Here is a 22630-nt window from a genome sequence, read left to right as displayed (position 1 = left end):
AATAAAACAAAAACCACACCAACAACTAAATATTAAGAAGAGGGGGGGGGGAAAAAAAAAAAAAGAGACCAAATCACTAACCCCCCCCCCACCTTCTCCCCCTCAAATACTATAACTCAGAGGGGAACAAAAATAAATTTGAAAGGGGAGGAAAGGGGTTTGGGGGTTTATAAGGCCCCAAAAAAATGGTTTAAAACAAACCAGGCGCGCCCAAAAAAAAACTCTACCCCCAATAAAATCAAAATTGGCCCCCCTCTATTTGTTTTTCTGGCCTGAAAGGGGGGGGTGTTTTTGGATTTTTTCCCCCACAACAGGCCCTTGTTGCCAAGCAAGGCGGTGTTGAAAGTTGAAAAAAAAGATAAAAAAAACAATTTAAGCCATTTCCCCCAAACAGGGCCTGTGACAACACGGGGTGAGTGGAAGATTGTAAAAGATGCCCTACCCTTCACATGCCCAGAAAATTACCCCCAAAATTAGGTTTCCCCCCCAAACAGAATAGCAATTCCTTGCAAACTTACCGGCTAAGAGTTTTGGAGGTGAAATTAACTATGTTTGGTATTCGGTTTCCCCCACGGGGTGGATTACCATCAAAGATAGGAGACTTGTTAAGGATTATGGGGGTAGTCGCTCTCATCCCAGATATTTCCCGGTTGATTAGAAGTTGGTGGGTATCGGGTTGGATCCGGTAGGAGATGATTTAGGTTTTGCAATCGCACATAGTTTCCCCTATAGGTCTAGTCCACGGAAAGGCGGTCTGATATCTTTGTACGTTGATTCCCTAGCGGGTTCCCCCCTACGGCTACCTACGGCTATCGTGGTTGATTTTGAAACATATCCTCCCCCCAACCGGAACAAACACTCTTTGGGGAAACGACCGACGTGATAGCAGTCAATGGTGAGGTACGAACCGATAGGCTTGCCATTGACGGGTATCACAAGGGAGTTAACCTATCGGTGTCTGGTTGGGGGGTGATGTAGCTATTTGACAGATTGATTAAGTTGTGCTTATTGATTAACCCGTCAATAATTAAGTTTTGTTGCTAAGGGATATGCACTAATCGTCCCGTGTGCTAAGACTGAATGGAGTGCATTTAGAGTGTAACGGTACGACTATCGGGTTGAGTGTTTCCCGATAATCGCTGTTATAATCAGAGTTTATACAAAACGGGCTAGGAGGGATTCGAACCCCCGACACCGTGGTCCGTAGCCACGTGCTCTAGTCCACTGAGCTACAAGCCCCCGTTGGCGTTAAACTTAGACTTGTTTTACCGCCATTTAAGATAATAACACACTTTCCGAAAATGACAAGCAATTATTTAGAAAATTCTCCCCAATCTTTAACCCACCTTGATTCTAAGGGAGAAGCGCAGATGGTGGATGTGTCAGAGAAGCCCAAAACTCGGCGGGTGGCGATCGCCATGGGATCGGTGAAAATGCTTCCAGAAACCCTAAAAGCGATCGCATTGGGAAACGCACCCAAAGGAGATGTTCTGGGAACCGCCAAAATTGCCGGAATTATGGCCGCCAAACAAACGGCCCAATTAATCCCCCTGTGTCATCCACTCCCCCTGGCTAAAATAGATGTTACATTCACCGCCGACCCCCAACTCCCAGGTTATCAGATCCGCGCGGAAGCCATAACCATCGCGGAAACGGGGGTAGAAATGGAAGCCCTAACCGCTGTTTCCATCGCCGCCTTAACCCTCTATGACATGGCTAAAGCCCTAGATAAATCCATGGAAATTGGGTCAATTCGTCTGTTGAGTAAAACGGGGGGAAAATCAGGAGATTATCAGCAGCCATTGTCCCAGCCACTGCCGAAATAGCGATCGCCTTGCTATCTTAATAATTGATAGTGCGAGACGTTCAGGCATGAAATAAGGCTGAAATGCCCGAAATAACCGCCTGGTGGGGAATTCAACCCCTTGGTTGAATATATCGATAATGCGCCCATTTCAGCGTGACGCGGGCAGTCTTAGACCTGATTAGACGCTTCACCTGACTGGCCATATTGGAAGTCTCGAAGGTGGGCAAAAAAATCAGGCTGTGTTATGATGGGATGGCCAGGGATGCTACCCAATCAACCAAGGGGTTGAACTCCTCACCGGGTAGTTATTTCGCCCATTTCAGCTCTATTTCATACCCGAAGGTCTCGCACCATACTTGGTATTATACCGTATTGCCGTAAAATGTTAACCTAATTTGAGATTAAATCATGCTCCCAAACCTATGACAGAACAACCAACTCGCATTTGTATTCTCGGTGGTGGTTTCGGGGGGCTATATACCGCCCTACGTTTAACCCAGTTACCGTGGCTACCCACACAAACCCCGGAAATTACTATAGTTGACTCCAGAGACCGCTTTGTATTTGCGCCCCTACTTTATGAACTGGTGACCGGAGAACTACAAGCCTGGGAAATTGCGCCACCCTTTGAACAACTCCTGGAAGAAACACCCATCCGGTTTATTCAGGGAACTGTTGCCGATATTGATATTACCGCCCAACAGGTGCAATTACAAGATGGTCAATTTCTCGATTACGATCGCCTAGTTTTAGCCATGGGAGGAGAAACCCCCCTTGATATAGTACCAGGTTCCCAACAATACGCCATACCTTTTCGTCGGGTGGAGGATGCTTATCGTTTACAAGAACGTTTGCGTATCCTGGAAGCCTCGGACGCGGAAAAAATTAGAGTAGCCATCATTGGCGGCGGTTATAGTGGGGTAGAATTAGCCTGTAAATTAGCGGAAAGACTCGGAAAACGCGGTCGTTTGCGCCTAGTGGAAAGAGGGGAAAAAATCCTCAAATCTGCCCCCGACTTTAACCGGGAAGCTGCCCAAAAAGCCCTATCAGAACGACAGGTTTGGCTGGATTTAGAAACTACTGTTCAATCCCTAGATGCCGAAAGTATTACCCTCGAATATCGCGACCAGGTAGATACTTTACCGGTTGATATTGTTATGTGGACGGTGGGAACCCAGACCCCGGATTTAGTGCGATCGCTTCCCCTGAAACAAAACACCGAACATCAAATCATCATTAATCCCCAATTACAAGTCATTGAACACCCGGAAATATTCGCCCTGGGAGACCTCGCCGACTGTCATGATGCCGAAGGTAAAAAAGTTCCCAAAACCGCCCAAGCTGCCTTTCAACAAGCCGATTATGCGGGCTGGAATCTGTGGGCATCTTTAACCGGGAGACCCCTGCTATCTTTCCATTATCAAGCCCTAGGAGAAATGATGACTTTAGGGAAAGATAACGCGACTCTCACAGGTTTAGGAATTAAACTCGATGGACAGTTAGCCCATGTCGCCCGCCGCCTCATTTATCTGTATCGTTTACCCACCTTAGAACATCAAATGCGGGTAGCATTTAACTGGATAAGTCGCCCCATTCAAGAGTTGATGATCAATAAATAAATGCCCATGATGATAAATGATAACATTCTGCCGCCTAAATTAATCTTACTAGATGCGGTGGGAACCCTCTTTGGTGTCCGAGAAAGTGTGGGCGATATTTATAGCAAAATCGCCCAAAAATGGGGAGTTAATGTCTGTCCTAAAACCCTAAATCAGGCATTTTATAAGAGTTTTAGCGCGGCTACACCCATGGCTTTTCCCGGCGCAGATATGGCGGAAATTCCCCAATTAGAACTAGCCTGGTGGCGCGATATTGCCGCCGAAAGTTTTAAGGCTGTCGGGGTTTTTCAGGAGTTTTCGGACTTCCCCAAGTTTTTTGATCACCTTTACCAAGAATTTGCGACGGCTGAACCTTGGGTGGTTTATCCTGATGTAATTCCCACGTTGACAAAGTGGCGAAATTGTGGTATAGAATTAGGAGTTTTATCTAACTTTGATTCCCGGTTATATCCAGTGTTAGAAGTTTTGGATTTAGGGGGATTTTTCTCGACGGTGACGATTTCCACAGAAGTGGGTGCGGCGAAACCTGACCCGAAAATTTTTGCGGTCGCACTAGAAAAATACGATTTTCAGCCAGGAGAAGTTTTGCATATTGGGGACAGTTTGACAGCGGACTATGAGGGGGCAAAATCAGCGGGAATAGCGGGGGTATTAGTAGAACGAGATACTCCCTCAACGCCAGATAAAGCGTCCTATTCTACCTTAGCAGAGATTGAGTTCAATTGCGATCGCTAAATTACACCGACCTGATCGCAATAGCGGTCAAGTTGGGTAAAATAGTTATATGGGTTGATGTGACCTGGTTTAGGGAGGTATTGATCAAATGGGAACTGTCGAAAATTCCGATTCTCTGAGAAAACACTACGGAGAGGCGATCGCTCGCCGCATGGAACGTCGCAAAAAACTACAGAAGGTTATAATGTTCATTTCGACGGCAGCTTTTCTGGGGATGATGTCTTCGGGTTTGGGTGCAATGTTTCGCAGTAATTCCCAATCCTCGGAGGTAAACCAAGCGGAGGAGGTTGCCACAATTGTATCACAGTTAGAACGCCAAGAACAGGGTTATCAGTCGGTTTTGCAACGGGAACCGGAAAATCAAACAGCTTTGGAAGGGTTGGTGATGGTTCGCTTACAACAAAATAAACTGGAAGAGGCGATCGCACCTTTGGAAAAGTTGGTGAGTTTATATCCCGATATTGAGGATTATCAAAATCTCTTGAAACAGTTAAAAGCTGATACACAGACAGCGGTTGAAGATTAGTTAATATCTGGCTACTCATGAATCAACTCAGCGAGGAAGCGAGCTTATATGATAGGGATTATCATCTCTGGGTTCTGGAAACGGTTAAACATCTAGAAACAAGCGATTTCGAGGCTCTGGATTTGGAGAACTTAATCGCGGAAATTCTAGGCTGGGCTGCGATGGAGAAAAGAGAGTTAAGGAATCTTTTAAGGCTGTCATTTGAGCATTTGCTAATGTGGCAATACGGGGAGGCGGAAAGGTCTAATAATTACGGACATTGGCGGGGAGAAGTTACTAATTTTCGCAAGCAGATTAAAGATGAATTAGAAGATAGTCCGAGTCTGAAACCTTATTTACAACAAATATTTGAGCAGTGTTATCAAGATGGTCGGGAAATTGCCTCAATGCGATCGCAACTTCCCCTAGAGACTTTCCCGGAAAAGGCGATCGCCAACTTAGACCAGGTATTAGATGAAAATTGGTTTCCTCGGGTGAGTAAGTAGTGATTAAAGGCTGATATAATGGAGGCATAACTTAACGATGCAACAGTTAAGCGAATCACTGAAAAGTCTATATGATACGGATTATAATCTCTGGGTTCTGGAAACGGTTAAACACCTAAAAAAAGGTGATTTTGAGGCGGTGGATTTAGAGAACCTGATCGAAGAGGTGCTAGACTTGAGTAAAAGGGATAAAAGAAAGTTAGCCAGTCTGTTGACTCTTTTATTTGAGCATTTGCTAATGTGGCAATACTGGGAGGCGGAAACGGAAAGAAATCGAGGACATTGGGAAAGAGAAATAACTAATTTTAGATTGCAGATCGTCAGACTGTTAGAAGATAGTCCTAGCCTGAGAAATTACCTAGATGAGCAACTCAGCCAATGTTATCAAGATGGTTGTAAATTGGCGAGTAGACATTCGCAACTTCCCCTAGAGACTTTCCCGGAAAAGGCGATCGCCAACTTAGACCAGGTATTAGATGAAAATTGGTTTCCTCGGGTGAGTAAGTAGTGATTAAAGGCTGATATAATGGAGGCATAACTTAACGATGCAACAGTTAAGCGAATCACGGAAAAGTCTATATGATACGGATTATAATCTCTGGGTTCTGGAAACGGTTAAACACCTAAAAAAAGGTGATTTTGAGGCGGTGGATTTAGAGAACCTGATCGAAGAGGTGCTAGACTTGAGTAAAAGGGATAAAAGAAAGTTAGCCAGTCTGTTGACTCTTTTATTTGAGCATTTACTCAAACTCAAATATTGGCATTCTGAAACAGACAATAATCAAAATCACTGGCGGCGAGAAATCCGTAATTTCAGGAAACAGATTAAGCGACATTTAAGGGATAGTCCCAGCCTCGAAAATTACCTATCCCAGGAATTAGTTGATATCTACGAAGATGCGCGAGAGTTGGTTTCTGAGATTTCGGGTTTATCGGTGAGCGATTTTCCCACGACTCCGATCGCCAACTTAGACGAGGTGTTAGATGAAAATTGGTTTCCGTAAATCAAGGATATTAGGGTAGAATTGTGGGGGAAAGATGATGAATCAGGAATTTGTGAATAGCGATCGCCTAGCCTATTGGAAACAACGAATGACCCAGCAGGCGGCGCAAAATCAAAAATTAGTCAACCAGGCGCGATCGGATGTGGATACAATTGTAGAAATGCTGGTGAGTCAGTTTGGAGTGAGGCGGGTTATCCTATTCGGGTCGTTAGTTAGGGGGAGGTTTAGGGAAACTTCTGATATTGATTTGGCGGTGGAAGGGTTGAGAAAAAAAGATTATTTTTTGGCGGTGGCGGAGGCGAATGACTTAACGCGGCGATGGGTGGATTTGAAACCTTTTGAGGATTTAGAGCCACATTTTCGCGATCGAGTATTGCAAACAGGGGAATGTGTTTATGAGGCAGGTTAGTCCCAGTGAGTTACAGGAGTTAGCGACGGATATTGAACTGGAGTTAGCGCGTTTGGGAGAGTTGGAAAATGCGATCGTTCAAGTGCGCCAGGAAATCGATCGCTATCCGACACTATCGGGGGTTTTTTATGAGAGTTTAGCACTGAAATTGCATAATTTTTATACAGGCTGCGAGAGGATTTTTCAATTGATTGTTTCTGAACTCAATGGCGCGTTACCTTCGAGTTTTGATTGGCACAAGCGACTCCTCAACCGCATGAGTGTGGAACGAGAAGGACTCCCCCCAGTTCTGAGTTCGGAAACGGTGCAGAGTCTCCGGGAGTATCTCGGTTTTCGTCATATCGTCCGCAATATCTACGGTTTTGAACTGGAGACGGAACGGGTGGAAGATCTTGTGCAAGGCTATTCTCAAGTCTGGCATTGTTTCGAGTCGGAAGTGCGGCAGTTTGTCCAGGGGTTACGAGAGTTGGCGGAAAGGTTGGAGGAATGTTAAGTGTTGTTTCAGTGGCGGGAAGGCGATCGCTTTTTTGCCATGGTGTGGTAGAATAGCCAGGTATGTGATTTTAGCTACTCAAGGTAGTGAAAGCAGTCATAGTTAAGGAGGAATAATTTTCGTGGTATAATTTGTAACAGCTATTCTGACTAGCTATATCATAAAGAAAGACTATAACCAGTTTATGTAGAATCATAAAATGTAACAAATGATCCATAAATTAACTGAATCTAACATTGCTGAATGTCAAGCTAAGTTTAATCTTAGTTATCACGTTTCTTTTGCTCACATATGCCAAAATATAGTTGGTTTTGAAGGTAAAGATGTTCTGGAAGTGGGAGGGAGCTTACCAGAAGAGTTTGTGTTTAATTATCTAGGTGTTAAATCTTGGTCAGCCATAGAAACTCCAGATTACGAAAAGTCCCTAAAGGAAGCTGGAGGACTATCTCATAAAGGAACAATTATTCCTCATCACAGCAACATCAAAGTAAACAGGAACAAAAAATTATGAATTATTCTGAGGAATCAAAAATGTCAGAGGATCGAGTATTAGGTGAATTAGAAAAAGCTCAAGAATTATTTAAGCAAGGCAAATTTAAAGAAGCAGCGCAATTATATAAAGAATTAATTACTAATCACTCTGATTTACTCAAGAGTGGAATGGGTATTAACCTAGCCCATAGTATTATTTTGTCTGTAGATTGGTCTGAAGTTTCAAAAAACTTACCTTCAGGTATAAATTATTTAGAATCATCAGGCTGGCTCAAGTCTTTAGCGACTGGCGTTCCTATCAATTTTGATTCGCAACCTATTCCTTGGTACACCTATCCGGCGATAGAGTTTATAGAAAACAAGATTTCATCAGATTTTAAAGTTTTTGAATACGGCAGCGGGCAATCAACATTGTGGTGGGCTGAAAGAGTATTAAAGGTAATTTCGGTTGAAAGCGATCGCAATTGGTTTTCTTATATTCAAGAAAAAATGCCTAAAAATGTAGAATTAAGTCTCAGCGCTCAAGAAGAAGAATACGCAGCCGAAATCAGTAGATATTCAAATAACTACTTTGACGTAATTATTATAGATGGTAAGAATAGAAATAAATGTGTAGAATTAAGCTTAAGCAAGCTGAAAGATACGGGGTTTATTATTTTTGACAATACTGATGATTACAGCTACGATCGAGGAATCGAGTTCTTGGCATTTAATGGATATAAAAGAATAGATTTCTACGGCACCATCGCGGGCTACACTTACAAAAACTGTACTTCAGTATTTTTTAAAGATACTCAGTTATTAGAGAGAGGAGAATTACCTAGCGAGAAGGAGTCTTGTTTGGGACCTGCCTGTTTTCAAGTGACTCATCCTAGACCTAAAAATAATTATACAAGTATGGATAAGAAATGGCAGTTAAATAGACCAGTGTGCTTAATCCTATTCAATAGACCGGAGACCACAGAGAAAGTCTTTGAAGCAATACGGGAGGTTAAACCTCCTAAGTTATTTGTTATTGCCGATGGCCCGCGTCCAGAAAAAACTGGGGAAGCTGAGAAATGTGCGGCAGCGAGGGCTATCATTAATCGCGTTGACTGGGATTGCGAAGTTTTCACTAACTATTCTACGGTGAATTTAGGGGTAAGGAAACGAATATCGAGCGGTTTGACATGGCTATTTAACAATGTAGAGGAAGCCATTGTTTTAGAAGATGATTGTTTACCCCACCCCACCTTCTTTCGCTTTTGTCAGGAATTGTTAGAACGATATCGCGACGACGAGCGAGTAATGTTTATTTCGGGTGACAATTTTCAGTTTGGACAAAATCAAACTGAATATAGTTACTATTTTTCTTACTATGCCCATTGTTGGGGTTGGGCAAGTTGGCGACGGGCGTGGCAGAAGTATGATAGTGAAATGAGCTTGTGGCCACAGGTAAAAAATGCTGATTTGCTTTCTAACATTTTACAAGATAATGATGCCCAAAGATTTTGGTCTAATATTTTTCAACAGGTTTACGAAGGATTTAACACTTGGGATTATGTTTGGCAATTTACTTGCTTAGTTAATAATGGTCTAAGCATTCTTCCAAATGCTAACTTAGTTTCTAATATTGGCTTTACTTCTGATGCTTCCCATACCAGAGACGTAGGAAGTAAATTGGCGAATATGCCCACAGAAGCCATGAATTTTCCTCTCAAACATCCTCCATTTATAATCCGCAATACTAAAGCAGATAATTTTACCGAAAAAACTATTTTCGGTGGTAAAGCTTCTCAGCAAAAACCGCAAGAATCTAAAGAAATTTTAATAGAAGAAGCTGTTAAAGAATTAAATGCTAACAACAATCAACAGGCTTTGATGTTGTTTGAAGAAGCGATCGTTAGTTTTCCAGACAGGTTGTATATTAACTATGGGAAAGCAGTTGCTCTAGCTAAACTAGGACAACCTAATCAAGCCGTCGGCATCCTGGAACGTTTGTTAGCTGTCATACCTGACCACAGAAAAGCTAAATTGTTACTCCAAGAAATTAGACCTGGAAAAGTGGGAGATTTAATGCAACAAGCGGTTCAGGCGATCAATAATGATGAAGTGGTTCTAGCTTTTAATTTATTGAACCAAGCAAAATCATTAAAGCAACCAACAGTAGGACTAGATTATTTACGGGCTACCTGCTTCATCAAAATGAATCAACCAGCAGCAGCGTGGCAATCTTTATATGAAGAACTACGATATTTCCCAAATAATACTGAAGCTCAAAATCTTCGCAACCAAATTCAGGAACAATACCCGCAAATCCTTTCAAGCCGGGTAGGAGATACAGAATTTCAGGAATTATTGGGATTAATCCGTCCCTACACTATGTTAAGCGAAGCACGCTTATATTCTTTGTTCTGTTTAACAAAGCGTGTATGCTTAGAAAACATTCCGGGTAACTTTGCCGAATGTGGCGTGGCGGCTGGAGGTTCCACTGCATTAATGGCTGCAGTTATCAAACGATATACCAAACAACCCCGTTGGTTATATGCTTTTGATTCTTTTGAAGGGATGCCTAGCCCCACAGCAGAAGATAAGTCTTATGGCGTGTCTGCTGAGTTAACGGGTTGGGGAACAGGAACTTGTGCGGCTCCAGAAGCTAGTACGCGAGAAATTTGTTCTAAACTGGGGGTGGGAAATCTTGTACAAACTGTGAAAGGGTATTTCCAAGATACTCTGCCCATTATGCGAAACAGAGTCGGTATGCTTGCTCTTTTGCACATGGATGGTGATTGGTACGAATCGACAAAAGCAATTCTCCATAACTTATACGATCGCGTTTCTGATAATGGGTTCATCCAAGTAGATGACTACGGTCACTGGGAAGGTTGCCGCCAGGCATTCCATGAATTTGAAAGCGATCGCCAACTTAAGTTTAACATTAACCCAATTGATGGTACAGGGGTTTGGTTCCAGTGTCCCAACAAGTACCCGGTCAATCCAGTATTTCAACCTTTGTTGGTGGAAGAGTTTAAGGAAGACGATCCGGTGGTATATGGAATTCAAAGTCAAATGTCGCGCAACGAGCGCTTTCAACTGTACTATTCCCTACGCCAACTGCTGCCAGAAACGTCATCTCCTTTACGGTTTATTGAAATTGGGTCTTTTGCTGGCAGTTCCTTATTTTTAAATTACAGGGCATTGAAGCGGTCTCATACTGAAATACAAGGTTTTGCGATCGAGCCGGGACTACATCCACAGTTGCAACAAGTTCTCCAACAGTTGCAAAATGAAGTTACTCACCTACGGATGTTTTCTCACCAAGCTGTAGATCAACTGAGACAACTGTGCGAGATAGATGGTAATTTTCCGCCTTTTATCTTTGTAGATGGCGATCATACTTATGAAGGAGTACGACAAGATATTGCCAATTACTTTACCATCCTAGCACCAGGTGGAATCATGGTTTTTCACGACTATTTACCCCCTCTTAATGAGGAAAATCGTGAGGCTATCTTGTTTCATCATGGCGGCAAGGAACCGGGCATCAGGCAAGCCTGTCAGGAATTAATGGAAGATGAATATGGTTGCGAAAAGATTGAAATTCCATTATTATATCCGACAGACCCAACCCAAAGTCAAGCTTATTTGCCGATTATTCCACGAGTATTTTCGACAGTCAAAGTCTATCGCAAACCTTATAATTAAATTTTCAAAGTATGGAACCTATTAAAGTCCTTCATATCATTCCCTGGCTATGCAATGGTGGTGCTTCTCGCGCCACTATTGCAACGGCTAAATATTCCTTGAAACTAGCTAATTTTCAACACAGTGTAGCTTCTCTAACTGAAGCCGATCCATTTATGGCTGACATGGCTATAAAAGAAGGGCTAAGTGTGGTCAATACAACCAAGCGAGAAGAAATTTGTTCGGAAATGGAAAAAGCAGATATCGTACATATTCATTATTGGAATAATCCCCAAATGTGCGAGTTTCTGCGCTCGGAATTGCCCGCAACGCGCTTATTAATTTGGTTTCATATTGCCGGAGAACACCCACCGCAAGTTATTACTAGGGATTTAGTAGATTATGCAGATTTTGCCATACCTTGCAATCCCTACTCGCGCAAACTGCCAGTATTCGAGAACTTACCCCCCGAAGTGAAATTAAAAAAAGTGGGTATGGTTTATGATGCTGCCGATTTTGCTAGAGTTGCTGACGTGCAGCCCAAACCACACGATACCTTTAATGTTGGCTACATAGGTAGTGTCAGTTTTAGCAAAATGCACCGCAATTATGTCTCAATGAGTGCGGCTGCTAACATTCCTCATGTGAAGTTTGTAGTATGTGGCGGAGGTATTCACAACTTCTTGAAACAAGAAGCGGAGCAACTCGGTGCTTCGGAAAAATTTAATTTCCGTGGCTTTGTTGAAGATATCAAATCAGAAATAGAAAAGTTTGATGTTTATGGGTATCCTCTTTGCGAAGATACTTATGCAGCGGCTGAATTAAATTTGCAGGAAGTAATGTATGGGGGAGTGCCACCTGTAGTATTTCCTCATGGTGGCATCAGAAGTTTGGTCATGAATAATTATACAGGTTTAGTGGTTGATAGCGAATTAGAATATAGCCAAGCACTTGAATATTTATATCATCATCCAGAAGAACGATCTAGATTGGGAGATAACGCCAGAGAGTATGCCAAGCAAATTTTTGGTGCTGAAAATGCTGCCAAGGAACTCAATCCCATTTACGAAAAACTAATGGAATTACCTAAGCAAACTAGGCAGTGGGGGTTTCCCAGAGAATATAGTTTTCTGGATAAACCTGTTTCTATTTTAGATGTAGTGGGAGTTGACCAGAAGTTTTTAGGGTCCCAATTATTTGTCGAATCTATTGATGAAATAGTTACTGATTTTAGCATCAGTATGACATCACAAAACATTCAAAGGCTATTTAAGGCAGAAAAAAATATTGCCCAATCTTCAACATTGCTTTCCAGAGGTGAGGGGAGTTTTTCTCAATATGCAGATCATTACCCAGAAGATGGTTATTTAAGATTATGGCGCGGATTAGTTATGCACGCTCTTAGTCTCAATCAACAGGCAATTTCAGAATTTGCGGCAGCTATTGAGAACGGATGCAATCATTGGCGTGTGTTTTGGTATTTAGCACAGGTAGCAGCCAAAATAGACGCTCTGGATTTAGCCCAACGCGCTTTATTTGATGTCTTAAATTTTGCACCCGATTTTGCACCTGCCCAACAAATGCTGCAAGGCATAGAAGCTGCTATATCAGAGCAATCTCAGGCACTTGATCACCTCAATCTTAAAGATATTAACTTAATTGTCTTTCCAGATTGGAATCAACCAGAAGATTCTGTGGCGGAAGATTTGGCTCAAGTCATTAAGGCGATCGCCACTCATCCAGATAAAAGTCAGATGTGTCTTTTGATAGACAATAGCAACATTTCCGATGAGCAGGCAGATATAGCCCTATCTAGCATAATTATGGGTCTTCTTATGGAGGAAGATTTACAGGTTGAAGGGGGACCAGAGATTCAATTGTTAGGAAAGTTAACTAAAACGCAGTGGGTATCTTTGATAAATTGTTTGGATGCTAAAATCACGCTGGAGTCTGAGAATAAAGAAATAACTCAACAAGTTTCACTAGAAGGTATCCAAGAGTTCCAAATTGATTATATTAAACATTGTCAAGCAGTTGAGCTAGAGAATGGTACTTGGGAACTCTTCAAACTTAGTAATCTGAATTTTATCATTTTCCCCGACTGGTCACAACCAGAAGAAACTGTCGGATTAGAATTACAAGCGGTGATTAAAACCCTGGTTAATCATCCCGATAAAGCCGAGATGACCCTATTGATAGATAACAGCAACATTACCCCAGAAGAGGCTGATTTAGTGTTATCTAGTGTGGCTATGAACTTGTTAATGGAGGAGGAAATAGAATTTGATGGCGGGCCAGAAATTTTGTTAATTGGCGAGTTGAGTCCCATGCAGTGGTCGGCTTTAATGTCTAAGTTACAGGGTCGGATTAAATTAGACCATGAAAATCAGGAAGTAATTAATAACCTCAAGGCTGATATTATTCCGGTAGTTGAACCGGATAATAATTAATAATTAATAATTAATAATTAATAATTAATAATTAATTGTAGGGGCGGGTTCTGCCGTCAATTATCAATTCCCCACGACTATATTCATAAACCCGCCCCACCGTTTATATTGTAGGGGCGGGTTCTGCCGTCAATTATCAATTCCCCACGACCATATTCATAAACCCGCCCTACCGTTTGGCTGAGAAACCCGGTTTCTTTGAGAAACCGGGTTTCTTGACCTCTGGGGGAGAAAGCGGTGCGTCTACGATATGTGTAATAATTAATAATTAATAATTAATAATTAATTGTAGGGGCGGGTTCTGCCGTCAATTATCAATTCCCCACGACTATATTAATAAACCCGCCCTACCGTTTATATTGTAGGGGCGGGTTCTGCCGTCAATTATCAATTCCCCACGACCATATTCATAAACCCGCCCTACCGTTTGGCTGAGAAACCCGGTTTCTTTGAGAAACCGGGTTTCTTGACCTCTGGGGGAGAAAGCGGTGCGTCTACGATATGTGTAATAATTAATAATGAATAATTAATAATTAATTGTAGGGGCGGGTTCTGCCGTCAATTATCAATTCCCCACGACCATATTCATAAACCCGCCCTACCGTTTGGCTGAGAAACCCGGTTTCTTTGAGAAACCGGGTTTCTTGACCTCTGGGGGAGAAAGCGGTGCGTCTACGATATGTGTAATAATTAATAATGAATAATTAATAATTAATTGTAGGGGCGGGTTCTGCCGTCAATTATCAATTCCCGACGACCATATTCATAAACCCGCCCTACCGTTTCGGCTGAGAAACCCGGTTTCTTTGAGAAACCGGGTTTCTTGACCTCTGGGGGAGAAAGGGGCGGGTTCTGCTGTCAATTATCAATTCCCGACGACTATATTCATAAACCCGCCCTACCGTTTCGGCTGAGAAACCGGGTTTCTTGACCTCTGGGGGAGAAAGGGGCGGGTTCTGCTGTCAATTATCAATTCCCGACGACTATATTCATAAACCCGCCCCACCGTTTCGGCTGAGAAACCCGGTTTCTTTACCAGTTGATATGATGTTGGGTTTCACTGCGTTTCACCCAACCTACGGTTTGTAAGAGTTTAGCCACAACGTTCTAACAGCACATATAAAAATGGGTCTAGGGTGTCTAATAACTCCTTAATTTCATCCCTGGCTTTTTCCTGGCTAACAGGTTCTAGGGTAATGGGGTCTATGGGTCGAATTTGCTGCCACCGCTGCACTAACTCCTCAATAGTGCAAACCCTCTCCCACAGTGGCAATAAACAAGCTGCTATGCCACTATCCAGATGAATTGGTAGAAAAACAGGTAACCTGATATACTTGCTAATTTCAAAGGGTTTGTGGTTGGTAATGCAATTAATTAAATCTTCCCGGGACTGGGGGTTAGCTAACTGAGGATGTAGGCTGACTCTGGCGGTTTTCCAGTCGGAATCACTCCATTCCGACACCGGGATAAAATCTTTACCCTGGTGAGGATGACCACACCAAAAATCTAATAAACGGTGCATGGGTTGCAGGAGTTCAAATAAATGTAACCTGTCTTCCGTAGACATTTCCGCTAAACCCAACCCGAGAAAAACAGGTAAATCATCTTCATCCTTAAACAAATCCATAATTTCCCAATGTCGCCAATTTAACATACTGATAAACTCTAAATCAGCAGCTTTCAAAGCCGCAAAAACATCCGGGATAGTGAAACCTTTATCACCCAGCAATAGATGATTACTTAAAAGATACTCTTCTAATTCAGCATTTTTTGTATTCCAGGTTTGTTGTTTAAGCAATACCTGGTCTTTCAGAGATTTCATGGTTTCTCGCGCCATTTCCATCTGCATTTCTCCGGGTTGTTCATCCATTAACCCAATCATTTTAAAAAATTCCTGGGATTTAAAAAAGTTTTGGCGTTGGAAAGCACTGTGTAGATTGGTTCTAATAATACCATCGGGTTTCAGCACCGATTTCATGGCTTGCAACCCTTCTACGATATCCGGTAGTAAGTAGAGAACTTCATCGTTATTGATATAGTCAAACTCCCAACCCAAGCTGGGTAGTTCCTCAATATACATAGCATGAAATTCGGCATTTTCTATGCCATGATATTTCAATCTATCGCGGGAGGCTTCTACGGACTTTTCGGAGATGTCAATACCCACGATTTTAGCACCAGGATTAGCTAATGCTAATGCCAACGCCTTATATCCACTACCACAGCCAGCATCTAAAATAACTTTACCTTCGGTTTGAATAACCTGTTGGTTTCTCAGATAATAGGGAGTCAGCAAGTTATGAATATAAAGGCGTTCATAATCAGTCTTGGGGGATGTCTCTATAGGGATTCTAGGATACAGGGTAAAGTCGAACTGCTCGCGAATTTTCCGTTGTAGGTCCGATTCATTTATGGTTGACATTCGGATTGAATCTCCATATAATTTAACAGAGAGCTATAATAGCGTATATGCTAACAACTGCCACCGTCAATATACCGCTGCCACATTTCCTGATAGGCTTTTTCCATGTCGCGGGTAAACTGCTTGCCATTCCACAAAGGAGCAGTCCGCCTAGACTTGTGTAGTTTCCAGGAGATATCTTGGCGCAACCTTTCATCGGTTCCCAGACGAACCCCCCACTCCACATATTCCTCATCAGTCCAAGCAATACCCTCGGTGATACCAGCATTCATCATCATGGTATAACTATTGCGGGCTGCAAACTGTTCCCCTACCCTAGTCACCAGAGGAATACCCATCCACAGGGTTTCCATGGTGGTGGTTGCGCCGTTGTAGGGGTAGGTATCCAGCACCACATCTGCTATAAGTAAATTAGCACGATGTTCTTCTTCCAATTTTACGGGCGTAATAAATTTAATTCTCTCCCTAGTTATTCCTTGTTGATTGGCGATGTCAAAAAAGAACTGATTTAAAGAATCTTGTTGACCAAATCCCTTGACCAGAAAATAACTATTGGGAACTTCCCTTAAAATCTCCAATTGCAACTTGGCGATGTGGGGATTGTACTTAGGGCCTCTTTGCAACCCTAGATAAACTATTGCATCATCAGGAATTTCTAAATCAGCACGGGTCATGGTGGGTACAGATACTTCAAAACCATCCACAGCTAAATAGGTTTGAGGTAGCCTCCAGATAGTTTCCTGATAATATTCTTGAGCATTTTCTGGCAACACATAGGGATCAGCAATAAAATAATCAACTGTTGGCACTGCTGAAGCATCCCAACCGAGCCAAGTCACTTGTATGGGAGCTGGTTTAAGTGCCATTATCGCACTCATATTGGAAGTGGTCAAGCTATCCATATCCACTAGGATATCTATTTGATCAGCATAAATTTGCTCGGCTAAGTCTATCTTGACAGAACTATATTTATGTATGTGGTCAGAGTTAGCAATATACCATTCTTGAATCGGATCGTAAAAAACTCTGTATTCGGTCATGTAAGTGTAAATTTCAAAGTTATGGCGATCGCCATATTGAAATAAACTACGAGCCAGCCAACCCACCGAGTGCCTCCTCAAACAAGATGAAACATACCCAATCTTTAGTTTCCTTGGGGATGGTTGTACCCCCTGCCGCAAACTGGTATGGCGACCCCGAAATTTGGTAATTAGCTGCGGAAAGGCTATTTCCATGTTAGATTGACACACCTGAGAAATTTGTTTTCTGATGGTGATATTTTCCCGAGGATTATCGACTATATAGGCAAAATAAAAAGACGTTATATAAAGACCAACCCCCATTGATGAAGTTCCCAGATTCTTAGGATGTTCAACAATCAATTGGTCAATTAATAACTTGTGTTGTTCAACAACATCCCACAGTTCATCCCAGTATCCACCCGCAGTGAGTAGGGCTTTGAGAATGGTGAAACTTTGGCACAGTTTTTCCGGTATAGTTTCCACCACTGAATAGGCACGTTTAGCATATTCTATGCCTTGGGGATAGTCCCCTATATCAGTAAATAGTGCAGCAAGAGAATTCAGTAATTCTCTACTTCTTGGTGCTAACTGTAAACCTATCTGGCATAACTCTATGGCTTTTAAATGTTGATGTGCGGTACGGGCTAAATCAAAGGTCATATCTATAATGACTCTGATAAATTTTTCCTCACTAGTAACATAAGGTATCATCGCTGTTAGCAACTCTAAAGATGAGGGTTCTAGGGTGGCAACCTGCAAGACTTTTTCGGTAACTCTGATTAATAACTCCTGATTAATATTTGCACTCAAGGAGCTATTTTGTAAGATGTCAATAATTCCATAGTCTTTGATGATATCTGGGGTATAGGCATTAATGGCAATTGACAAATCAATTAAAGCCAGCAAATTATGAATGTCTGTGGGATTCAGTTCTCTAAGATGTTGGCGAATCACCCAGGCTAATTGATGATTTTCTAATTGGGCTTGCCGATTAGCTTCTTGGTAGAGAATATTACTTAATTCATTACTCCAATACTCAACCGGTTCTATATCTTCCTCATTGATAGCTAACAACCAGGTGATTTGGGCTTCTTCCTCTTGACCTTCTAGCAGCAACATCAAACCCAGATAAAAATAATAATACTTATTATTAGGTTCTGCCTCAATAGCTGCTTCATAATATCTAATCGCCTGCTGGTATTGGCAATTATGGAGATACTTTTCGGCTTGCTGACGAATCTCGGCTACTAAATCACTGGTCATTTTCACAATACCTATTATCCTTGAATTCAATTGATGCTGGCTCATCAACTCCTGGGAGTCATTAGCCCATGAAAAATTGATAATTTATGATTGTCCGCTAGTATATATTGTCCACATTTCCTGATAGGCTTTTTCCATCTCCCGCGTGAACTGTTTACTATTCCACAAAGGAGCAGTCCGCCTAGACTTGCGTAATTTCCAGGAGATATCCTGGCGCAGCCTTTCATCGGTTCCCAGACGAACCCCCCACTCCACATATTCCTCATCAGTCCAAGCAATACCCTCCGTGATACCAGCATTCATCATCATTGTATAACTATTGCGGGCTGCAAACTGTTCCCCTACCCTAGTCACGAGAGGAATACCCATCCACAGGGTTTCCAGGGTGGTGGTTGCGCCGTTGTAGGGGTAGCTATCCAGCACCACATCTGCAATAGCTAAATTGGCGCGATGGGTTTGCTCCAGCAATACTGAACCTGTCAGTCGCAACTGTTCTCGACTAACTCCCTGTTCTTCTGCTAACTCAAAAAACAGACCAGCGATGGATTGCTCTTTATCGAATCCCTTAATTATCAGATAACTATTGGGTACTTGTTTCAGAATTTGCATTTGCAGTTGGGCGAGTTCTGGGTTGTATTTCGGCCCCCTTTGGGCGGTAAAATAAACAATGGCATTTTCGGGAATATTGATATCCTGTCTTCGCAAACTGGGAATGCCGACCTCGAAGCCACCGACCGCCACATAGGTTTGAGGCAGTCGCCAGATAGTTTCTGAGTAATAATCCTGGGCATTTTCTGGCAAAACATAGGGGTCGGCAATAAAATAGTCAACGGTGGGTATAGCAGAGGCATCCCATCCCAACCAGGTGACTTGTACTGGTGCGGGTTTCAGTGCCATAATGGCGCAGGTATTGGTTAATGTCAGGCTATCTAAATCAACGAGAATATCAATCTGGTCTTCAGAAATTTGCTCGGCAACTTCTGTACTGACGATTCCATATTGATAAGACTTGGTGGCTTGTTCTGCATACCAGTTTTGCAGAGCATCTTGTCGATTTTCTGCCCCAATCATATAGGCATAAATTTCAAATTGATGGCGATCGTGATGTTGAAATAACCAGCGAGATATCCAACCCACAGAATGCCGCCGGAAACAATAAGATATATAACCAATCTTTAGGGTTTTATTGGTGGCTCCTTGATGGCGTTTCTGTAAATTCCGGGCTTGATATGTGGCGATATTTTCTGCCAGAGCAGTTTCTAAGTTGGCTTGGCAAATTTGAGCAACTTGAGTCTTTGTTTGTGAGTTTACGGCAGGGCAATCTCTCACATAAGGAAAGAAAAAGTTGGTATTATATAACTGCATAACCCCAGTCCCCAAGTTTAGGGGCGGGTCTTTCAGCATAGCATCCAGCAATGATTCCTGATGTTTTACCACCTCTCGCACTTGCTTTGTGCATCCCCCCTGAGACATCAGACCACTGATCATAAAATTGCTATCCAGGGCTTGCTGATCTGGGGATTCAGTGAGATGATAGGAACGTCTGGCATATTCAATGCCATCGTCATACTCGGTTAATTGAATACAAAATTGAGCCAAAGCCCTCAGCAACTCTTGATGATTCGGTGCCAGGTTCAACAATAACTCTCCATAGCCCTTGGCTATACTTGTTTTCGCAAAGGAATAGGCAATATCGTATAATTTAGGGATTAGGCTAGTGACAAACTCCGGTTGCTCACCAACATGGTTAATCACCGCCTGTCCCAATTCCAGAGATAGGGGATTAATTGCATCTACAACTAAGAGTTTTTTCCACAGGTGCAGTAGTAAATCTGGATTGACATTGATGGACTCCTGTTGCAGTAAGGAAACCAGTCCATATTCTGCGATCTCATTTCCGGTATAGGTTTTCAGGGTAATTGATAAATCAATTAACTGTAATATATTATTAATATCATCGGGATTTATTTGCTGGATGTGTTGGCGAATCCCCCAAGCCACGAAATGGTCTTCGGCGGCGGTTCGTGCGTCGGCTTCTGATGATAGCACCTGGAGTAAATCTATCGTCCACAGGTCAATCTGTTCTGGTTCTCCATCGCTCATGGCTACCAGCCAGGTGGTCTGGGCTTCTTCCTCCCGCTCCTGTAGCAGTAGGGTTAGCCCCAGTTTCCAGTAATTATATTTGTAGTCTGGATTTAGATTGATGGCTTGTTCATATAAAATGGCTGCTTGTTGATAATCCCTTTTCTGCAAGCAAATATCAGCTTCTGCTGATAAACTCATCTGCTTTTCCAATATCTGATTATCAATCATAGTCCCAGCCATAAACTCAATTAACTATTATAAAACAAAATAGGTAGCACTAATGTACTACCTATTTTTCATGATTTCAAGTTGTGTCAGTTTCTGATTTCATCATCAACAAGGGCAATATAGTTATTGCTTCAACAGTCCCACCGTATGCCATCGCTAAATGCTATAGTTGACAATGGGGTTGAAGAACCTAGCTGACTCCATCTGAAACCTAAACTGCTGGATTATCTATTAAATTGCTCTAAAATCAGTTCCACAGGAATTAGCACCCGCAGCAAAGTTTGCAGTAAAGTTTGCATTGTTCGCTTCGCACAGTTTAGCCAAAGTGGTACTTTCGTTTCCTAGGGTTTCACCTACCCAGACCAGGCCACCAAAGTCCCGGAGATTAGCAGCACCCTTGGCATTAACCACCGCACCTCCAGTATTAGCTGCTAAATTATAAGTGTAGTTTTCTGTAGCGCTGTTGATACCCAGACCCAATTGAGCTATTGAGTTAGCAAACACGTTACTATTTTCCATGTAAAACGCTTGTTGAGCCCGGTTGATGGAACCAACGTATGTTCTGGCTTCGGACTCCCTAGCTTTGTTAGCTTGGTTTAAGAAGGAAGGCAGAGCGATCGCCGACAAAATACCGATAATGATAATTACAACTAACAGTTCGATTAAGGTGAAACCACCGTCTCTTTTTTTCTGAGAGATATGTTGCAGGAATTTGGCTTTAAGTTCAGTCTTCATAATTCGTTCTCCTCGGGGTGAAAGAGGTTATTTGTTTTCTGTAGTTCTAACTTACCCACCTCGATCGCAAATCATATCACCTGCCGCAAAATTTTTTTTAATTTCTTCCGGAAAATCGTGTATCGCCCTCCCAGTGGGGAATACCGACTAAGGCGGTTAGGGCGGCTGGGTGTCAGACTCTATGGCCTTCGGGTGTAAGGCGGCCACCAATTGGTAAAATATAGGCGATCGCATCCCATGGCATTCTATATATAAATGGACAACAAACTGTTATTTGTGACCAAAATCCTGATCCTATCCCTAGGGCTATCCTTACTGATCAAATATGTCGGGCCAAATTTAGCCATTCCCGAAACCAATGCGATCGCTCTTTTCGCGGTTCTCTTCCCCTCTTCCCTGCTGGCGGTTCTGTTTTCGTGGCGAATGTGGCTAGACAGATAAGCAGATCCGAGAGGTGCTAAACCTCAGTCGGTTTCTTTTGGGACTCGTGCCATTGCTCCAGCCCTTTCTCATCCCCAGCGAAACTATCTATAGAGACTCGACGCTCTGGCATAGGTTGCACAGGACCATTAACAGGGCTATACTTGCAAAAGCAGATCACGATCATATCAAACTCAGCCGTAGAGACATCAGGAGTGTAACTTTCCACCCTAGTTACTTCCCAGTCCCCCTGGCGATAATGGGTGCTGTAGCCATGTTCAGTGGGATTATGCAACCCATCAATACGAACAAACTCCCTCGGTCGATATCCCAACTCAGGAATAGGTTGATCAGAAGAGTCGAAATGTTCAGCCAAAATTCTAGTTAAACCCTGGGTATGTTGGAGTTTACGTTCTTTCCAACCAGGTTCACCCTTATCAGCCCGAAAAATGATGTATTTTCGCATCAATCTTCCTCCTTCTCAGTTTCATTATAACGCCGAGGAAACTCCGTTTTCCCCAGAAATACGCAATCAACCTCAAGGATAGGATCTGAGGTTACCTCAATTCGCACAAGATTCCACCCATATTTTCGTTCCATATCTTCGCAGCATCCTTCATCTACCGCTGCGTGGCGAGATATATCTTCCTGTTCATCATATCTGGGTTTGGTCATCGGTGGCGGGCTGGCTTTAGTGGAATCGCACTACATAATCTAATATCATAGATCACTATTCTATAGGCGATCGCCTGTAGAAAAGCAAATTCTCTCA

The 22630-nt window shown here is 42.6% G+C and carries 20 protein-coding genes and 1 tRNA gene; 13 read left to right on the top strand and 8 right to left on the bottom strand.

From position 1 onward, the window contains the following. Positions 1–167 precede the first annotated feature (167 nt). Entirely contained in the window at positions 168–371 is a 204-nt protein-coding gene (locus XZ46_RS35030; protein WP_048895099.1) for a hypothetical protein, read from the bottom strand. Positions 372–1165: 794 nt separating this feature from the next. Then, a tRNA-Arg gene (locus tag XZ46_RS14185) sits at positions 1166–1239 on the bottom strand. A gap of 62 nt (positions 1240–1301) precedes the next feature. Between XZ46_RS14185 and moaC the strand changes: the two genes are divergently transcribed. From moaC to XZ46_RS32640, 12 genes are all read left to right on the top strand, one after another. Then, positions 1302–1826, top strand: a complete 525-nt coding sequence (moaC, locus tag XZ46_RS14180) for a cyclic pyranopterin monophosphate synthase MoaC (protein ID WP_006625231.1) — start codon at positions 1302–1304, stop codon at positions 1824–1826. Positions 1827–2229: 403 nt separating this feature from the next. After that, positions 2230–3426 (top strand): NAD(P)/FAD-dependent oxidoreductase, encoded by a 1197-nt coding sequence (locus XZ46_RS14175; RefSeq protein WP_008051357.1) that lies wholly within the window; start codon positions 2230–2232, stop codon positions 3424–3426. Then, positions 3427–4161: an HAD-IA family hydrolase gene (locus XZ46_RS14170; protein ID WP_008051356.1), complete on the top strand. Its 735-nt coding sequence runs from the start codon at positions 3427–3429 to the stop codon at positions 4159–4161. 88 nt (positions 4162–4249) lie between these two features. Beyond that, positions 4250–4687 carry a tetratricopeptide repeat protein gene (locus XZ46_RS14165; RefSeq protein ID WP_006625234.1) on the top strand — a complete coding sequence of 146 codons (438 nt, stop codon included), beginning with the start codon at positions 4250–4252 and terminating at the stop codon, positions 4685–4687. A 17-nt stretch (positions 4688–4704) separates the two neighbouring features. Continuing rightward, positions 4705–5172, top strand: a complete 468-nt coding sequence (locus XZ46_RS14160) for a DUF29 domain-containing protein (RefSeq protein WP_008051355.1) — start codon at positions 4705–4707, stop codon at positions 5170–5172. Positions 5173–5209: 37 nt separating this feature from the next. Continuing rightward, positions 5210–5680, top strand: a complete 471-nt coding sequence (locus XZ46_RS14155; RefSeq protein WP_006625236.1) for a DUF29 domain-containing protein — start codon at positions 5210–5212, stop codon at positions 5678–5680. Between the two features lie 37 nt (positions 5681–5717). Beyond that, positions 5718–6176, top strand: a complete 459-nt coding sequence (locus XZ46_RS14150) for a DUF29 domain-containing protein (RefSeq protein ID WP_006625237.1) — start codon at positions 5718–5720, stop codon at positions 6174–6176. A gap of 34 nt (positions 6177–6210) precedes the next feature. Further along, a complete protein-coding gene (locus XZ46_RS14145) occupies positions 6211–6585 on the top strand; it encodes a nucleotidyltransferase family protein (RefSeq protein WP_228116341.1) in 375 nt (124 codons plus the stop codon). After that, a complete protein-coding gene (locus XZ46_RS14140) occupies positions 6572–7078 on the top strand; it encodes a ribonuclease toxin HepT-like protein (RefSeq protein WP_006625239.1) in 507 nt (168 codons plus the stop codon). The genes XZ46_RS14145 and XZ46_RS14140 overlap by 14 nt, the downstream gene beginning before the upstream one ends. Positions 7079–7286: 208 nt before the next feature. Continuing rightward, positions 7287–7589, top strand: coding sequence for a hypothetical protein (locus XZ46_RS14135; protein ID WP_008051350.1), 303 nt, complete (start codon positions 7287–7289; stop codon positions 7587–7589). Beyond that, on the top strand, positions 7586–11254 hold the full coding sequence (locus XZ46_RS35870; RefSeq protein ID WP_008051347.1) for a TylF/MycF/NovP-related O-methyltransferase: 3669 nt from the start codon (positions 7586–7588) through the stop codon (positions 11252–11254). Before XZ46_RS14135 ends, XZ46_RS35870 begins: the two co-directional genes overlap by 4 nt. An 11-nt stretch (positions 11255–11265) precedes the next feature. After that, positions 11266–13683, top strand: coding sequence for a glycosyltransferase family 4 protein (locus tag XZ46_RS32640; RefSeq protein WP_008051345.1), 2418 nt, complete (start codon positions 11266–11268; stop codon positions 13681–13683). Between the two features lie 1093 nt (positions 13684–14776). Here XZ46_RS32640 and XZ46_RS14120 read toward each other — a convergent pair. The 4 genes from XZ46_RS14120 to XZ46_RS14105 form a co-directional block, all read right to left on the bottom strand. Continuing rightward, on the bottom strand, positions 14777–16105 hold the full coding sequence (locus XZ46_RS14120) for a class I SAM-dependent methyltransferase (protein ID WP_008051343.1): 1329 nt from the start codon (positions 16103–16105) through the stop codon (positions 14777–14779). 50 nt (positions 16106–16155) lie between these two features. Beyond that, positions 16156–18390 (bottom strand): O-linked N-acetylglucosamine transferase, SPINDLY family protein, encoded by a 2235-nt coding sequence (locus tag XZ46_RS14115; RefSeq protein WP_008051341.1) that lies wholly within the window; start codon positions 18388–18390, stop codon positions 16156–16158. Between the two features lie 84 nt (positions 18391–18474). After that, positions 18475–20703, bottom strand: coding sequence for an O-linked N-acetylglucosamine transferase, SPINDLY family protein (locus tag XZ46_RS14110; protein ID WP_048895425.1), 2229 nt, complete (start codon positions 20701–20703; stop codon positions 18475–18477). A gap of 231 nt (positions 20704–20934) precedes the next feature. Then, positions 20935–21438, bottom strand: a complete 504-nt coding sequence (locus XZ46_RS14105; RefSeq protein WP_008051338.1) for a type IV pilin-like G/H family protein — start codon at positions 21436–21438, stop codon at positions 20935–20937. A 255-nt stretch (positions 21439–21693) separates the two neighbouring features. Here XZ46_RS14105 and XZ46_RS14100 point away from each other — a divergent pair, with 255 nt between their 5' ends. Continuing rightward, positions 21694–21879, top strand: a complete 186-nt coding sequence (locus tag XZ46_RS14100) for a hypothetical protein (RefSeq protein ID WP_006670388.1) — start codon at positions 21694–21696, stop codon at positions 21877–21879. 16 nt (positions 21880–21895) lie between these two features. On the opposite strand, the gene XZ46_RS14095 is transcribed toward XZ46_RS14100, so the two are convergent. After that, positions 21896–22324: a hypothetical protein gene (locus XZ46_RS14095; RefSeq protein WP_006670389.1), complete on the bottom strand. Its 429-nt coding sequence runs from the start codon at positions 22322–22324 to the stop codon at positions 21896–21898. After that, entirely contained in the window at positions 22324–22533 is a 210-nt protein-coding gene (locus tag XZ46_RS14090; RefSeq protein ID WP_006625248.1) for a hypothetical protein, read from the bottom strand. Before XZ46_RS14090 ends, XZ46_RS14095 begins: the two co-directional genes overlap by 1 nt. Positions 22534–22630: the final 97 nt, after the last annotated feature.

Source organism: Limnospira indica PCC 8005 (assembly GCF_000973065.1).
In the GTDB taxonomy this organism is placed as follows: Bacteria; Cyanobacteriota; Cyanobacteriia; order Cyanobacteriales; family Microcoleaceae; genus Limnospira; species Limnospira fusiformis.
This window is presented reverse-complemented; position numbering and strand designations above follow the sequence as displayed.

Excerpts from the sequence above, each read along its gene's own strand:
- moaC (WP_006625231.1), top strand. The coding sequence starts at position 1,302 with ATGACAAGCAATTATTTAGAAAATTCTCCCCAATCTTTAACCCACCTT.
- XZ46_RS14175 (WP_008051357.1), top strand. The coding sequence starts at position 2,230 with ATGACAGAACAACCAACTCGCATTTGTATTCTCGGTGGTGGTTTCGGG.
- XZ46_RS14170 (WP_008051356.1), top strand. The coding sequence starts at position 3,427 with ATGCCCATGATGATAAATGATAACATTCTGCCGCCTAAATTAATCTTA.
- XZ46_RS14165 (WP_006625234.1), top strand. The coding sequence starts at position 4,250 with ATGGGAACTGTCGAAAATTCCGATTCTCTGAGAAAACACTACGGAGAG.
- XZ46_RS14160 (WP_008051355.1), top strand. The coding sequence starts at position 4,705 with ATGAATCAACTCAGCGAGGAAGCGAGCTTATATGATAGGGATTATCAT.
- XZ46_RS14155 (WP_006625236.1), top strand. The coding sequence starts at position 5,210 with ATGCAACAGTTAAGCGAATCACTGAAAAGTCTATATGATACGGATTAT.
- XZ46_RS14150 (WP_006625237.1), top strand. The coding sequence starts at position 5,718 with ATGCAACAGTTAAGCGAATCACGGAAAAGTCTATATGATACGGATTAT.
- XZ46_RS14145 (WP_228116341.1), top strand. The coding sequence starts at position 6,211 with ATGATGAATCAGGAATTTGTGAATAGCGATCGCCTAGCCTATTGGAAA.
- XZ46_RS14140 (WP_006625239.1), top strand. The coding sequence starts at position 6,572 with ATGAGGCAGGTTAGTCCCAGTGAGTTACAGGAGTTAGCGACGGATATT.
- XZ46_RS14135 (WP_008051350.1), top strand. The coding sequence starts at position 7,287 with ATGATCCATAAATTAACTGAATCTAACATTGCTGAATGTCAAGCTAAG.
- XZ46_RS35870 (WP_008051347.1), top strand. The coding sequence starts at position 7,586 with ATGAATTATTCTGAGGAATCAAAAATGTCAGAGGATCGAGTATTAGGT.
- XZ46_RS32640 (WP_008051345.1), top strand. The coding sequence starts at position 11,266 with ATGGAACCTATTAAAGTCCTTCATATCATTCCCTGGCTATGCAATGGT.
- XZ46_RS14120 (WP_008051343.1), bottom strand. The coding sequence starts at position 16,105 with ATGTCAACCATAAATGAATCGGACCTACAACGGAAAATTCGCGAGCAG.
- XZ46_RS14115 (WP_008051341.1), bottom strand. The coding sequence starts at position 18,390 with ATGACCAGTGATTTAGTAGCCGAGATTCGTCAGCAAGCCGAAAAGTAT.
- XZ46_RS14110 (WP_048895425.1), bottom strand. The coding sequence starts at position 20,703 with ATGATTGATAATCAGATATTGGAAAAGCAGATGAGTTTATCAGCAGAA.
- XZ46_RS14105 (WP_008051338.1), bottom strand. The coding sequence starts at position 21,438 with ATGAAGACTGAACTTAAAGCCAAATTCCTGCAACATATCTCTCAGAAA.
- XZ46_RS14100 (WP_006670388.1), top strand. The coding sequence starts at position 21,694 with ATGGACAACAAACTGTTATTTGTGACCAAAATCCTGATCCTATCCCTA.
- XZ46_RS14095 (WP_006670389.1), bottom strand. The coding sequence starts at position 22,324 with ATGCGAAAATACATCATTTTTCGGGCTGATAAGGGTGAACCTGGTTGG.
- XZ46_RS14090 (WP_006625248.1), bottom strand. The coding sequence starts at position 22,533 with ATGACCAAACCCAGATATGATGAACAGGAAGATATATCTCGCCACGCA.